The organism is Microbacterium enclense (genome assembly GCF_004022425.1).
Lineage (GTDB): Bacteria > Actinomycetota > Actinomycetes > Actinomycetales > Microbacteriaceae > Microbacterium > Microbacterium enclense_A.
Map to the genome: position 1 here is coordinate 28049 of NZ_RBZY01000018.1, position 14083 is coordinate 42131.

Genomic DNA, 14083 nt, shown 5'->3' on the forward strand with positions numbered 1-14083 from the left:
AGCCTAGGCGCGCGCGTCGGACGTGGTCGGAATGGTCTCGACCTCGGGAACCTCGGGCGCAATGCGTCCGGCTTCCGCCTTCGGCTCCAAGTCTTCGCGCTGCACGGATTCAGCGGCGGCGGTGATGCGCCGGGCCATGCCGCTGAAGATCAGCCCGTGGAACGGCAGGACCGCGAGCCAGTAGAGACGACCCGCGAGACCGGTCGGGAAGAACAGCGCCCGCTGGTCGAACCGCGCCCCGTCGCCCTCCGTGCTCGCGCGCAGCTCCAGCCACGCGCCGCCGGGTACCTTCATCTCGGCGCGCAGGCGCAGCAGGTGTCCGGGTTCGATCGCCTCGACGCGCCAGAAGTCCAGCGCGTCGCCGACGGTCACGACGCTGCGGCTCCGGCGGCCGCGGGCGAGGCCGACGCCACCGACGAGGCGATCCATCCATCCGCGGATCGCCCACAGCAACGGTGACGAGTACCACCCGTTCTCGCCGCCGATCCCCTCGATGACGGACCACAGCTGCGCGGTGCTGGCGCTCGTGCGCATGGTCCGCTCGTCGGTGTACACCAGGCGGCCGGCCCAGTCGGGGTCGCTCGGCAGCGGGTCGCTCGGGGCGCCGGACACCTCGGCATCCTGCCAGCTCGTCTCGATCGCGTCGTCGTTCACGCGCCCGAGGGCCCGCCGGACGGCCTCGCGGTAGGGCATCAGCCCGCCCTCGGGACGCGGCACGAGGTCGTCGATGGCGCGGTCCTTCACGACGCAGTCGTTCTGCAGCGACTCCACGAGCGGCCGGGCGATCGACTTGGGGATCGGCGTCACCAGGTTCACCCAGTGCGACGCGAGCCGCGGCGTCAGTACGGGCAGCGACGCGATCGCGCGCTGGTGGAGCCCCGCCTCGAGGGCGTACCCGTTCATCATCTGCCCGTACCGCAGCACGTCGGGTCCGCCGATGTCGACGGCACGGTTGACGTTGGGGGCCACACGGGCCGCCCCCAGGAGGTAGTGCAGCACGTCGCGCACGGCGATCGGCTGGATGTGGTTGCGCACCCACTTCGGCGCGGGCATGTACGGCAGCACGTCGGTGAGGTGGCGCACCATCTCGAACGACGCCGACCCCGAACCGATCACCACACCGGCCTGCAGCACGAGAGTCGGCACGCCGCTGGCGAGCAGGATCTCGCCGACTTCGACCCGGGAGCGCAGGTGCGCCGACAGCGGGGCGTCGTCGGGGTGGAGCCCGCCGAGGTACACGATGCGGGAAACGGATGCCGCGGCCGCCGCGTCGGCGACCGTGCGTGCGGCGCGCCGATCGGTGTCCTCGAAGTTCCGGCCACCGCCCATCGAGTGGATGAGGTAGTAGACGACGTCGACCCCGTCGACGGCGCGGGACATGGCGGCGACGTCGGTCGCGTCGCCCTCGACCGTCGCGACGTCGCGACCCCAGGGGAAGGCTTCGACGCGGCGCGCGTCGCGCGCGAGGACGCGCACCCGGTAGCCGGCCGACAGCAGCCGAGGCACGAGACGCCCCCCGAGATACCCGGTGGCGCCGAGGACGAGGGCGCGCGGCGCCGACCCGTCGGGACGGGGCTCGGCGACGAGCGCGGATTCACGGCCGGTGGGGGCGGACAGCTCGCTCATGCCGAAAAGGTACGCCCGAGCCCCGACATCCCGGGGGGCTTGACGTGAGATCGACGGCCAGGATGCCCGCGCGACGCTCGTGATCGTGCGCCACGACGTCGTCACCCACGACCTCGACGGCGACCTGCGCCGCGCGTGGGGTGACAACGTCCTGTCGTTCTCCTGAGGCCAGGACGGGGTACCACACCCCGAGGGCGCAGCCTGCGGACTGGAAAACGCACGGGGATGGCGGTAGGCGTAGATATATGAGCCAGAATCCGCCCCCCGCGTCCGACGGCCCTCGACTCGAAGTCGGCGACGTCATCGTCGTCGACAAGAAGCGCGTCCGCACCGCCATCGGCGGAACCGTCGTCGGCAACTTCATGGAGTGGTTCGACTTCGGCATCTACGGCTACTTGGCCGTCACGCTCGCCGTCGTCTTCACCTCCGACCTGCCCGAGCCCTGGGGTCTGCTCGTGACCCTCCTGGGGTTCGCGATCTCGTTCCTCGTCCGCCCCTTCGGCGGTTTCGTCCTCGGCCCTCTCGGCGACCGCATCGGGCGTCAGAAGGTGCTGTTCCTCACGATGGCCATGATGGCCGCCGCCACGGCCCTCATCGGCATGCTGCCCACCTCCGCGGCGATCGGGCTGTGGGCGATCGTGCCCCTGTACCTGCTGAAGATGGTGCAGGGCTTCTCCACCGGTGGCGAGTACGCCGGAGCGACGACCTACGTGTCGGAATTCTCCCCGGACCGCAGCCGCGGCTTCTGGTCGTCGTGGCTCGACGTCGGCTCGTACGTCGGCTTCGCCGCCGGGGCCTCGGTCGTGGCGATCACGACCGCGATCACCACCGCGGTCTCGGGCGAGAACGCGATGGTCGAGTACGGGTGGCGTATCCCGTTCCTCCTCGCCATCCCCCTGGGCATCGTCGCGATCTACTTCCGCCTCCGCATCCCCGAGACCCCGTCGTTCGAGCAGACCCATGCCGCCGAGGCCGCGCAGGAGGCCGGCGCCGACGACCCGATGGCGCGCCAGGGCCTTGCCGGTATCGTCCGTCACCACTGGCGCGCGCTGCTGATCGGCATCGCGCTGGTCGCGGCGACCAACACCGCCGGGTACGCCCTCACCAGCTACATGCCCACCTACCTCGAGACCGAGGTCGGCATCTCGAACCTCGGCGCCGCCGTGGCGACCGTGCCGGTGCTGCTGGTGATGTCGGCGACGCTCCCCTTCATCGGAAGGCTCAGCGACCGGATCGGCCGGAAGCCCGTGTACGCGATCGCGGCGACCTCCGCGCTGGTGCTGCTGATCCCCGCCTTCCTCATCATGCAGATCGGCGAGCTGTGGGCGGTCATCATCGCCCTGTTCCTCGCGGCGGTGCCGGTGGCGTTCTACGTCGCGATCTCGGCATCCGCTCTGCCGGCGCTCTTCCCGACCGCCTCTCGCTTCGGGGCGATGGCGGTGGCGTACAACATCGCGGTGTCGCTCTTCGGCGGGACGACCCCGCTGTTCAGCCAGGCGCTCATCGAGTGGACCGGAAACACGCTCATGCCGGCGTTCTACATCATGTTCTTCGCCGCCCTCGGGCTCGTCGCCCTGCTGTCGATGCGCGAGACCGCACGCCGACCGCTGCTCGGCTCGGTTCCCGCCGTGGAGACCCCCGCCGAGGCCGAGGCGGTCGTCGCACGCCAAGACGAAGACCCCCTCATCGACACGTCGACGATGCCGCTGGAGATCCGCCGGAGCTGAGCGCGCTCAGCGCCGGCGCCCGGTACCGAACAGGCCCCGGATGACGCCATTCAGGATCGTCTTGGTCGAACCGCGACCGAGCAGATCGTCGAGCGGCGCCGCCGGGGCGCTCGAGCGCGAGCGCGGAGCGGCGGTGCCCTTGAGCAGTCGCTCGTACTCGCGCTGGGCCTTCTTCTGCGCCTCGGCGTGCGCCTTGTCGATCGCCGCTTTCTGCTTGGCGTACTCGGCTTCGTCCGCCGCCGCCTGCTTCGCGCGCTCGGCCGCTTCCTTCGCCTCGGTCGCGGCCTGCATGCGCGTCGCCAGGATCTCCCGGGCCGATTCGCGGTCGATCGGGGTGCCGTACGTCGCGAAGAGCGGGGATGCCGAGACGGCGGCGGCCAGGTCGGCGGCGGGGAGCGGCGACATCGACGCCCGCGGCGCGAACAACCGCGTCCAGGCGACCGGGGTGGGCATCCCGCGCTCGTCCATGACGGTCACGATCGCCTCCCCCGTCCCCAGCTCCTGCAGGACGCGCTCGAGGTCGTACCCCGACGCGGGATACGTGCGCACCGATGCCCGCAGCGCCGTCGCGTCGTCGGGGGTGAACGCGCGGAGGGCGTGCTGCACGCGGGACCCGACCTGCGCGAGCACGTCGGCGGGGACGTCCTTCGGCGTCTGGGTCACGAAGAAGACGCCGACGCCCTTGGACCGAATCAGGCGCACCGTCTGCGTGATCGCGGCGAGGAAGGCCTTGGACGCGTCGCGGAAGAGCAGGTGGGCCTCGTCGAAGAAGAACACGAGCTTGGGCTTGTCGAGGTCGCCGACCTCGGGCAGCACCTCGTACAGCTCGGCCAGCAGGTACATCAGGAATGTCGAGTACAGCTCGGGCCGCGAGGCGACGTTCGGCACCTCGAGGAGGCTCACGACGCCCTCGCCGTCGGCGGTCGTACGCAGGAACGCGGTCACGTCGAGTTCGGGCTCGCCGAAGAACGTGTCGGCGCCGGCGGCCGAGAATGCGACGAGTTCACGCAGGATGACACCGGCGGTCGCGCCGGAGAGGCCCCCGAGCTCCTTGAGCTCGCTCTTGCCCTCGTCGCCGGTCAGGAAGGTGAGCACGGCGCGGAGGTCGGAGAGATCGACGAGCGCGAGCCCCCTCTCGTCGGCGTAGTGGAACACCAGGCCCAGGCTTGACTCCTGCGTCGCATTCAGACCCAGGACGCGGCTGAGCAGCAGCGGACCGAACCCCGACACCGTCGCCCGCACCGGGATCCCGGACGCCGCGTCGTCGCCGAGGGCGTAGAACTCCGTAGGGTACGCGCGCGGCGTCCAGTCCTGCCCGAGCGCGCTCGTGCGGGCGAGCAGCTTCTCGCTCGAGACGCCGGGCGCGGCGATACCCGAGAGGTCGCCCTTTATGTCGGCCGCGAACACCGCCACCCCGTGGGCCGACAACTGCTCGGCGAGCAGCTGCAGCGTGCGGGTCTTCCCGGTGCCCGTCGCACCGGCGACGAGTCCGTGTCGGTTGGTCATCGCGAGCGGAATGCGGACGGGGACGGATGCCACGGGCCCGCCGTTGACGAGGACGCCCAGGTCGAGCGCCGCGCCCGCACCGGCGTAGCCCGCGGCGATCGCCGCGACCTGCGCGTCGGAGAGCGGGGCGGTGGCCGCGGGAGAGGGTTCGGGAGCCGCCGTCGGTGCCGCGACGTCGCCCGCCGCGGCGCGAGCCTTCGCTGCCGCCGCTTCGGCGGCCGCGAGGTCGGCGCGTGCCCGGGCGAGACGCAGCTCGGCCTCCGCGGCCTCCGCCTCCGCGCGCAGACGCACGACCTCCGGGTCGTCGGCGGGACCGGGAACGGACGGCGCGGTGTCGCTCATGTCGTCAGCCTAGGACGGGGCGGAGGAGGAGGCGTCCGGGACTCGTCGACTCCGCCGGAGCGTCGCGCGGTCGTCGTCCCGCGCGCGGAGCCGCGAGAAGGCCACAGCCAGGACGAATGCCGCCCCCGCCCCCACGAGGGCGCCCCCGACGGTGTCCGAGAGCCAATGGGCGTGCAGGTACGTACGGCTGAAGGCCATCAGAACGACCCACGCGGCCCCGGCGATGCGCACCCACACCGTGGGGAAGACGATGGCGGCGACGACCGCGACGGTCGCCGCGTTCGCGGTATGGCCCGACGGGAAGGACCCGAAATCGGCCAGCACGAGGATGTCCTCGGGTCGCGCGCGACCGAAGGTCTGTTTCAGAACCTGCACGAGCACGGCGCTCCCCGCGGACGCGGCGAGGAAATACAGCGCCGTCCACCGGCGCCCGGAGAGGAACAGGGCGAGCGCCCCGCCGAGCGGCACGATGAGGATCGCGGTGACGTACCCGCCGATCTCGTTCATGACGTACGCGAAAGTGAGCACCGGCTGCACGGGGGCGGACGCGAACAGCTGGTTCCACCACACGTCGATCGCGAACGGGCTCGGGCCCCGGAAGTACACCCAAGCACCGAGTCCGCAGGCCAGGGCGATCATGACGAGGCCCGCGACCGCCCGCACGCGCTCCGAGCGCACCGTGACGAACGGCGGGGGTGCGGCATCCAGGTCCATCGACCCATGATGCCTGCCCACCGGGGCGACGGGGAGCGCCCGAGTCGGCTGCGCCGCCTCTGCTACTGTTCCGCCGTCACGGAGCCAGACGCTCGACGGTGCGCGGGCGCACCAGCAGCCACAGTGCCAGCACACCGATGACGGCGCAGCCCACCATGACGGATGCCATCGTCGTCGCGGTGATGCCCGATCCCACGGCCAGAAGACCCACGACGGGCGAGATGACCCCGGCGATGCCGAAGTTCGCCGCCCCGATGATCGACTGCGCGGTGCCGGCGGCCTTACCGTGCCGGTCGAGGGCGAGCACCTGCGCGCAGGGGAACGTGAACCCGCACGAGGTCATGAAGAAGAACAGCGGGATGACGGTGCCCCAGAGTCCGAGACCCAGCTGGTCGAAGACGACGATCACGATCGCCCACAGCACGAGCGAAGCCGTCGAGAACGCGAGCACCCACTGCGGGCCGAAGCGGGCGGCCAGTCGCGAGGCGACCTGAACGCCGATCACGAGACCGACCGAGTTCGCGGCGAACAGCAGACCGTACTGCTGCGCGTCGAAGCCGTAGCTCTGCTGGAAGAGGAACGACGACGCCGACAGGTAGGAGAACAGCCCGCTGAAGGTCATCGCGCCGATGACGAGCACTCCGATGAACACGCGGTCGCGGAACACGCTCGCGTAGCGCTGCCAGACGGTCGTGGTGCCCTTGGCCCCGCGGCGGGCCGCAGGCAGCGTCTCGGGGATGAACACGATCGCCGAGACGAGCATGACCGCACCGTACGCCGCGAGCACCCAGAAGATACCGCGCCAGGGCATCACCGAGAGAAGGAGAGACCCCGCCAGCGGCGCGAGGACGGGCGCGACGCCCGAGACGAGGGCGAGCCGCGACAGCATCACGACCAGCCGTCGACCGCCGAACAGGTCGCGCACGATCGCGGCCGCGACCACACCGCCGGCCGCCGCGCCGGCGCCCATGAGGACGCGCGCGATCGACAGCGTCCCGAGCGTCGGCGCGAGCGCGGCGAACACGCTCGCGGCGACGTGCAGGGCCGTGACCGACAGCAGGGGGATACGACGGCCGACCTTGTCGCTGAGCGGCCCGACGATGAGCTGCCCGACGGCGAATCCGATCATGGTGCCGGTCAGGGTCAGCTGGATCGCGGCGGCCGAGGTCTGGAAATCCGCCTCGAGAACCGGGAACGCCGGCAGGTACAGGTCGATGGTGAACGGACCGAGCGCCGTGAGCGCGCCGAGCAGCACGATGTAGAGGATGCGTCGCCGCGCGGGGATGCTGTCACCGGGGTGCAGCACGATCGGGGCCGTCGCCGGATTGCTGCCGAGCGCGCGGATGGCACCGGTCGTCGAGGACTCGGCGCGGGCGGTCGGGGGGATCACGGGCTGGGAGGCGGTATCGAGCACGTCAGTCAGTTAGTTCTTCTCGCAACACGGACGGCCCGGACGGGCCGGGCTGTGAATTCGGGGGGTTCGTCGAACCTCGAATCGATTCGACATCGTCATACTAGCGCGCGGCCACGGGTGCCCACCATCCCCCTCGCGGGTTCCTCCCAGGCCGCCACCGCATTCATCCGCATAGGCTGGGCGGAATCGGCCCGCGCCGAGCCTCCCGCCCGAGAGAGAGACAGCACAGACCGCATGAGCCCCTCCCCCGACAAGCGCAAGAGCGGCAACCCCGCCACGCAGGCCGACATCGACCTGACCGTCAAGCAGCAACGCGAGCAGAAGCGGCAGGAGAAGCTCGCCGAGTACCAGAAGCAGATCGCGCGTCGCAAGCGCAGCAAGCTCGTGTGGTGGGTCGTCGGCTCGACGGCCGCGCTCGCCGTCGTCGCCCTCGTCGTGGCATCCTTCGCTCTCGCCCCCGCGCCCGCCCCGAGCTACCAGGCGGGCAACAGCACCGGGCGCGAGATCGAGGGTGTGGAGTCCTTCGAGAACCGTTCCGACCACGTGCAGGGCGCCGTGACGTACGAGCAGACCCCGCCCGCGGGCGGCCCGCACAACCCGGTCTGGCTCAACTGCGGCGTCTACACCGAGCCGCAGCAGAACGAGCACGCCGTGCACTCGCTCGAGCACGGCGCCATCTGGATCACGTACGATCCCGAGCGCGTCGACGAGGCCGGGATCGAGGCGCTGGAGGCGGTCATGCCCTCGAGCTACGCGATCCTCTCCCCCTACCCCGGCATGGACACCCCGGTCGCGGTGAGCGCGTGGGACCACCAGCTGAAGGTCGACGACCCGGCCGATCCGCGCATCGCCGAGTTCTTCACCGAGTACTGGCGCAGCCAGAACGCGCCCGAGCCCAACGCCGCCTGCTCGGGAGCGCTCGACGGCCCCGGCAGGGCGTGAGGTGACGGCGGACGCCCCCGTCGCCCGGCCCGCGGCGCGACGGATCGTCGTCGCCGTGGCCGTCGTTGCGCTGCTGGCCGTCGCTTTCGCCGTCGGTCGCTTCACCGCGTTCGGCGCGACGGCCGCGCCGGCGAGCCCGTCGACGCTCTCGGCCGACGCCGGCTTCGCCCGCGACATGCAGGTGCACCACACGCAGGCCGTGCAGATGGCGATGGAGATCTACCGCAAGACCACGGATCCCGAGCTCCGCACGCTCTCGTACGACATCGCGACCGCGCAGTCGGGACAGCGTGGCGAGATGTTCGGCTGGCTCGTGCAGTGGGGCCTTCCGCAGGCATCGTCGCAGCCGCTGATGCAGTGGATGGCCTCCTCCGACGCCCACAGCCACGGCGACACGTCGGCCCTGTCGGAGGATGAGTTACTCGCGGAGATGGGAATGGCGACGGATGCCGAGCTCGACGAGCTCCGCACCCTCGACGGCCGCCCCGCGGACTGCCTCTTCCTCAGCCTCATGCTTCGGCACCACGAGGGCGCGATACCCATGGCCGAGGCCGTGATCGAGCTCGGCAGCGATGCGCGCGTGAAGGACGTGGCTCAGGCGATCATCATGGGCCAGTCCTCCGAGATCGACGCGATGCGCGACATCCAGTCGCGTCTGTCCTGCACGGGCTGACGCCGTCCGACGCCGAAGGGCGTGGCATCCGATCGATGGATGCCACGCCCTTCTCGTCGTGCGGGCGTCAGCCCTTCGTCGCGCCGGCGAGCAGCCCACGGACGAAGAAGCGCTGCAGCAGGAAGAACACGATCAACGGCACGAGGATCGAGATGAACGTTCCGGCCGACTGCAGGAACCATTGGTCGCCCCAGGTCCCCGACAGCGAGTTGAGCGATTGCGTCAATGGCAGCGACGACGATGGCGCGAAGATCGTCGCCACGAGCAGGTCGTTCCACACCCAGATGAACTCCAGCACCGCGAACGACGCCAGGGCGGGCGCGGCGAGCGGCAGGATCAGGCGGAAGAACACCTGTCCGTGCCCGGCACCGTCGACGCGCGCGGCCTCGATCACCTCGTGCGGGATCTCGGCGATGAAGTTGTGCAGCAGGAAGATCGCCAGCGGCATCGCGAAGATCACGTGAGCGATCCAGACCGTCGCGAAGCTGTGCTCGATACCGCGCAACTCGAAGCCCGGGAAGATCGTTACGTCGTTGATCGTGAGTCCGCGCGAGAACAGGCTGAGCAGGGGCACCAGGGCCATCTGCAACGGCACGATCTGCAACGCGAAGATGAAGATGAAGAAGAAGTTGCGCCCCTTGAAATCGATCCACGCGAACGCGTACGCGATGAGCGACGCGATCGCCAGCGCGAAGAACACGACCGGGATCGTGATCGCCAGCGAGTTGAGGAACGACGACGCCAGGGTCAACGCCGTTCCCCCGGACGTCAGCGCGAGACGGTAGTTCTCGAGCGTGAACGACGGATCGGTGAACACCGTCCACCACCCGGTCGACTGCGTGTCGGAGCCGGGGCGGAACGAGGTGATGAAGAGGCCGAAGGTGGGGATCGTCCAGAAGAACGCGATCGCGATCGCCGCGATCGTCGCGCCCTTGGACGTGAGGCGCTTGCGCGCCATCGCCTCGTGGCGACGCGTGTCGCGCGCGACCTGACGGGCCGAGCGGGTGTCGGACGTGGGCTCGAGCACCACGGTGGAGGTGGTCATCGCACTTCCCTCTGCTTCCGGATCTGGCGCACGTTGAAGATGATCAGCGGCAGGACGAACAGGAACAGCACCACCGCCAGAGCCGCGGAGTGCCCGTAGCTCTGGAACCGCTGCTGCTGATTGACCATCTCGAAGGCGAGGACGGTGGAGTCGTTGCGACCGCCGGTCATGACCGCGACGATGTCGTAGATCTTGAGCGCGCCGATGGCGATCGTGGTGAGGACGACGATGAGCGACGAACGGATACCGGGGACGGTGACGTTGATGAAGCGCTCCCAGGCGTTGGCGCCGTCGAGTTCGGCGGCCTCCATCTGCTCCGGCGGCACGGCCTTGATGGCGGCCGAGAGGATGACCATGGCCAGGCCCGTCTGACTCCAGATGAACACCACGACCAGGAGGAGGGTGTTGATCAGCGGGGTCGCCGCGAGCCACGAGACCGGCTGACCGCCGAACCCGGTGACGATCGCGTTCAGGATGCCGATCTGGTCGCCCTGGCGGAAGTCGTAGACGAACTTCCAGATGATGCCGGCACCGACGAACGAGATCGCGAAGGGCATGAAGATCAGGACCTTGAGCACGCGTTCGCCCGCGGCGCGGTCGATGAAGACGGCGTAGGCGAGGCCGATCGCCGTGGCGAAGGTCGGCGCCAGCAGCACCCAGATGAGGGTGTTGATGACCGACCAGAAGCCCTCGGGGTTGGTGAAGGTCCAGACGTAGTTCTCGAAGCCGACGAAGTTCTCGCCCGTCTTGTCGAGGAACGACTGCACGAGGGTCGACAGCGCCGGGTAGACGAGACCCATGAGCAGGAGGATCCCCGCCGGCGCGGCGAAGAGCACGAGCTGGAAGAGGTAGCCGGCGCCCTGGCGCGAGCGGTAGTCGGCGTAGAACAGGATGCCGCCGAGGATCACCGCGATCCCCAGGACGTAGATGACGGCGTTCTGGTACGGGCGCAGCAGCATGAAGGCGAGCACCGGGATCCCGAAGCACGCGACCAGACGCAGCCAGAAGTACCCCGTGCCCGAGCGCGGCGCGTACTCGATCAGGAGCAGCAGCAGACCGACGACGGCTGCGAACGCCAGGAGCACGAGCGGGATCTGCACGAGCGGGTTCATCTCGCCCAGCGTCCGGAAGAAGCTGTTGAGGGAGAATCCGAGGCTCGTGGGACGCGTCTCGGACGGTGCCCGCGTCACCATGAAGAGGAAGAGCGCCACCGCGGCGATGAGCCCGATGACGACGACCAGGACGGTCGTGCGATGTCTCCGTGCGAGTTCACGCGATGCCGCCTCGGCATCGCGTGTCTCGTGTCGGGGAGAGGCCGCTGGGGGCTTCTCCGCCTGCCTGATCTGGGTCATGACTTCCCTCCCGAACACGCCGTCGTGCTCATCGATGGGCGGGCCGGCTCAGCGGCACCGCGGTGGGGTTACGGTACCGGTGGGCCGCCCGCGGGAGCGGACGGCCCACCGGTCTACGAGCCGGGGTCAGTTGTCGTAACCAGCCTGGATGTCGCTGAGCACCGTGTCGGTCGGCGTGCCGTCGATCCAGCTCACCATGCCCTTCCAGAACGATCCGGCACCGACGGTCGCCGGCATGAGGTCGGACGCGTCGAAGCGGAGAGTGGTGTCGGGGTTCTGCAGGACCTCCATGGCCTCCTGCAGGAACTCACTGGAGGCCAGCGACGGGTCGGCGCCCTTGTTGGCCGAGATCACGCCGCCGAGCTTGACGCGGGCGTCGGCGAACTCGGGGGTCGACATGAACTCCGCGACCTTCTGCACGTTGGGGTCGTCCGAGAACGTCGCGACGAACTCGCCGCCACCCTCGACCGACTGCTCCCCCTCGGTGATGCCCGGGGTGAGGAACGCGTAGACATCGCCGTCGGGGGCGACGGTGACCTCGCCGCCGGAGGCGTTCGTCACGGTCAGGAAGTTCGACGACAGGAACGAGGCCTGGTGCGTCATCGGGCAGCTGCCGTCGGCGACCTTGGCGGCGACGTCGGCGAACGCGACCGAGTTGATGCTCTTGACGTCGCCGAAGCCCGCGTTGACGTAGGCGGGGTTGAGGAGGATCTCACCCACGGCGTCGAACGCCTGCTTGATCTCCGGGTCGGTGAACTTCACCTCGTTGGCCACCCACTGGTCGTAGACCTCGGGGCCGGACTGGCGCAGGACCAGGTCCTCGATCCAGTCGGTGCCGGGCCAGCCCGACGCGTCGCCGGAAGCGAAGCCGGCGCACCAGGGCGCAGCGCCCGTCTTCTCCTGGATGGTCTTCGTCAGGGCGAGCAGCTGGTCGTAGGTCTTGGGGATCTCGACGCCCCACTCCGCGAACTTCGCGGGCGAGTACCAGACGTACCCCTTGACGTTGGCGAGCATCGGCGCGGCGTAGAACTCGCCGTCCACGGTGCCGTAGGACTTCCAGTCCTCACCCCAGTATTCGTCGACGTTGGACGAGACGGTGTCCGTCGCCTTCTGAACCTCGCCCGTGCCCACGAGGGTCTGCAGGAGACCCGGCTGCGGAACGATCGCGATGTCCGGAGCGTCGCCACCGGTGACCTTGGTGACGATGTTGCCCTCGAAGCTCTTGTCGCCGGTGTACTCGACCGTGATGCCCGTGTCCTCCGTGAACTGCTCGAAGGACTGGTTCAGCAGGTCGGCCTCGCTACCGGTGATACCGCCCGAGATCCGCACCGTCGTGGTGCCCTCCGAACCGCTGCCGGATCCGCTCGAGTCGCCCTCGGCACAGCCCGCGAGCGCGATCGCACCGACCGCCAGCAGCCCGACGGGAGCCAGCAGGCGATACCGCTGTGACATGCCCATGTGATTTCTCCTCTTTGAGTTCTGTGGTGCACCGGGACCCATCGGGAACCGATTCCAGATCACCGTAGGGGACAACAACCGGTTGCGCAACAAACTTTGGTCACGACTCAATAACTCGCGGAATACCGCCCTATTTCCGGTGTGTCGGGCGAGGGAACCGGTTCCAGTTTCCGCGCATGTCGGATACTCTTCCAAGACGTCGACACCGACGTCGCAGACCCTCGAGGAAGACGGATCATGAGCGGGATCGCCGATGTGGCACGCCTGGCCGGCGTGTCCAAGTCGACGGCGAGCCGCGCGCTGACGGGTGGCGGCTACGTCTCGGACGATACGCGTCGGCGCGTCACCGACGCCGCGGCATCCCTGGGGTATGTCCCGTCGACGAGCGCCGTGAGCCTGGCGACGGGGCGCACCCGCACGGTCGCCCTCATCGTCCCCAAGGTCAACCGGTGGTACTTCGGCGCGATCATCGAGGGGGTCGAGCGTTCGCTGATCTCGCAGGGGTACGACGTGACCCTCTACGTCGCCGAGCCGGGCTCCCGCGACCGCGAGAGCCTCTACTCGACGTACCTCGCCCGTAAGAGATTCGACGGCATCATCGCCGTCGCCCTCGAACCCGGCGACACCGACCTCGAACGGCTTCTCGCGATCGACAAGCCCACGGTCTGCATCGGGAATCCCCTCCAGGGCATCCCGACCCTGGGCCTGGACAACATCGGCGTCACGCGCATCACGACGCAGCATCTCATCGCCCTCGGACACACCGACATCGCATTCGTCGGCAGCACCCCGCCGACCGACGCCCCCGCCCGTGACGTCGACGAGCGTTCCATCGGGTATCGCACCGCCATGAACGACAGCGGGCTCGCGGTGCGGATCCGGAACGTCCCCTCGACGTTGACCATCACCGACGCGTATGCGGCAGCGGCATCCTTCCTCGCCGATGCGGCCACGCGTCCGACCGGCGTCGTCGCGGCCTGCGACGAAGTCGCCGTGGGCGTCATCATCGCGGCGCGGCGGATGGGCATCGCGGTCCCGACCGAACTCAGCGTCGTGGGTATCGACGGTCACGACTACGCCGAGATGTTCGCCCTCACCACCGTGGAGCAGTACCCCGAAGCGCAGGGCATCGAAGCGACCAGGCTCCTGCTCTCGATGCTCGAGGGGGCCGAACCGCCCGCGCGCTCGATCGCCGACACGCGTCTCGTCGTCCGGGCCTCGACCGCTCCCCCGCGCACCGCCTAGGACGAGAACGACCCCGGATGCCAGGCATCCGGGGTCGTT

11 protein-coding genes are annotated in these 14083 nt (G+C 69.5%); 4 read left to right on the top strand and 7 right to left on the bottom strand.

Features of this window, described 5'->3' with window-relative positions:
- Positions 1-3: 3 nt before the first annotated feature.
- Entirely contained in the window at positions 4-1626 is a 1623-nt protein-coding gene (locus tag D8Y23_RS06520) for an SDR family oxidoreductase (RefSeq protein ID WP_128217353.1), read from the bottom strand.
- A gap of 245 nt (positions 1627-1871) precedes the next feature.
- Between D8Y23_RS06520 and D8Y23_RS06525 the strand changes: the two genes are divergently transcribed.
- Complete coding sequence (locus D8Y23_RS06525) at positions 1872-3353, top strand: MFS transporter (RefSeq protein WP_128217354.1); 1482 nt, start codon at positions 1872-1874, stop codon at positions 3351-3353.
- 6 nt (positions 3354-3359) lie between these two features.
- On the opposite strand, the gene D8Y23_RS06530 is transcribed toward D8Y23_RS06525, so the two are convergent.
- The 3 genes from D8Y23_RS06530 to D8Y23_RS06540 form a co-directional block, all read right to left on the bottom strand.
- Positions 3360-5201, bottom strand: coding sequence for a helicase HerA-like domain-containing protein (locus D8Y23_RS06530; RefSeq protein ID WP_128217355.1), 1842 nt, complete (start codon positions 5199-5201; stop codon positions 3360-3362).
- Between the two features lie 9 nt (positions 5202-5210).
- Positions 5211-5915, bottom strand: coding sequence for a phosphatase PAP2 family protein (locus D8Y23_RS06535; RefSeq protein ID WP_128217356.1), 705 nt, complete (start codon positions 5913-5915; stop codon positions 5211-5213).
- Between the two features lie 76 nt (positions 5916-5991).
- A complete protein-coding gene (locus D8Y23_RS06540; protein ID WP_128217357.1) occupies positions 5992-7329 on the bottom strand; it encodes a multidrug effflux MFS transporter in 1338 nt (445 codons plus the stop codon).
- Between the two features lie 234 nt (positions 7330-7563).
- Between D8Y23_RS06540 and D8Y23_RS06545 the strand changes: the two genes are divergently transcribed.
- Positions 7564-8271 carry a DUF3105 domain-containing protein gene (locus D8Y23_RS06545; protein ID WP_128217358.1) on the top strand — a complete coding sequence of 236 codons (708 nt, stop codon included), beginning with the start codon at positions 7564-7566 and terminating at the stop codon, positions 8269-8271.
- Position 8272: 1 nt separating this feature from the next.
- The gene (locus tag D8Y23_RS06550) at positions 8273-8944 is read left to right on the top strand and encodes a DUF305 domain-containing protein (protein ID WP_128217359.1); all 672 of its coding nucleotides are present in this window, start codon (positions 8273-8275) and stop codon (positions 8942-8944) included.
- Between the two features lie 67 nt (positions 8945-9011).
- Here the strand turns inward: D8Y23_RS06550 and D8Y23_RS06555 are convergent, their stop codons facing one another.
- The 3 genes from D8Y23_RS06555 to D8Y23_RS06565 form a co-directional block, all read right to left on the bottom strand.
- On the bottom strand, positions 9012-9989 hold the full coding sequence (locus D8Y23_RS06555; RefSeq protein ID WP_128217360.1) for a carbohydrate ABC transporter permease: 978 nt from the start codon (positions 9987-9989) through the stop codon (positions 9012-9014).
- Positions 9986-11341, bottom strand: a complete 1356-nt coding sequence (locus D8Y23_RS06560) for a carbohydrate ABC transporter permease (RefSeq protein WP_428844469.1) — start codon at positions 11339-11341, stop codon at positions 9986-9988. Before D8Y23_RS06560 ends, D8Y23_RS06555 begins: the two co-directional genes overlap by 4 nt.
- Before the next feature lie 126 nt (positions 11342-11467).
- Positions 11468-12799 (bottom strand): ABC transporter substrate-binding protein, encoded by a 1332-nt coding sequence (locus tag D8Y23_RS06565; protein ID WP_128217361.1) that lies wholly within the window; start codon positions 12797-12799, stop codon positions 11468-11470.
- 237 nt (positions 12800-13036) lie between these two features.
- On the opposite strand from D8Y23_RS06565, the gene D8Y23_RS06570 reads away from it, so the two are divergent.
- Positions 13037-14044 (top strand): LacI family DNA-binding transcriptional regulator, encoded by a 1008-nt coding sequence (locus D8Y23_RS06570; RefSeq protein ID WP_128217362.1) that lies wholly within the window; start codon positions 13037-13039, stop codon positions 14042-14044.
- The last annotated feature ends 39 nt before the right edge of the window (positions 14045-14083 follow it).

Excerpts from the sequence above, each read along its gene's own strand:
- D8Y23_RS06520 (WP_128217353.1), bottom strand. The coding sequence starts at position 1,626 with ATGAGCGAGCTGTCCGCCCCCACCGGCCGTGAATCCGCGCTCGTCGCC.
- D8Y23_RS06525 (WP_128217354.1), top strand. The coding sequence starts at position 1,872 with ATGAGCCAGAATCCGCCCCCCGCGTCCGACGGCCCTCGACTCGAAGTC.
- D8Y23_RS06530 (WP_128217355.1), bottom strand. The coding sequence starts at position 5,201 with ATGAGCGACACCGCGCCGTCCGTTCCCGGTCCCGCCGACGACCCGGAG.
- D8Y23_RS06535 (WP_128217356.1), bottom strand. The coding sequence starts at position 5,915 with ATGGACCTGGATGCCGCACCCCCGCCGTTCGTCACGGTGCGCTCGGAG.
- D8Y23_RS06545 (WP_128217358.1), top strand. The coding sequence starts at position 7,564 with ATGAGCCCCTCCCCCGACAAGCGCAAGAGCGGCAACCCCGCCACGCAG.
- D8Y23_RS06555 (WP_128217360.1), bottom strand. The coding sequence starts at position 9,989 with ATGACCACCTCCACCGTGGTGCTCGAGCCCACGTCCGACACCCGCTCG.
- D8Y23_RS06560 (WP_428844469.1), bottom strand. The coding sequence starts at position 11,341 with ATGACCCAGATCAGGCAGGCGGAGAAGCCCCCAGCGGCCTCTCCCCGA.
- D8Y23_RS06565 (WP_128217361.1), bottom strand. The coding sequence starts at position 12,799 with ATGGGCATGTCACAGCGGTATCGCCTGCTGGCTCCCGTCGGGCTGCTG.
- D8Y23_RS06570 (WP_128217362.1), top strand. The coding sequence starts at position 13,037 with ATGAGCGGGATCGCCGATGTGGCACGCCTGGCCGGCGTGTCCAAGTCG.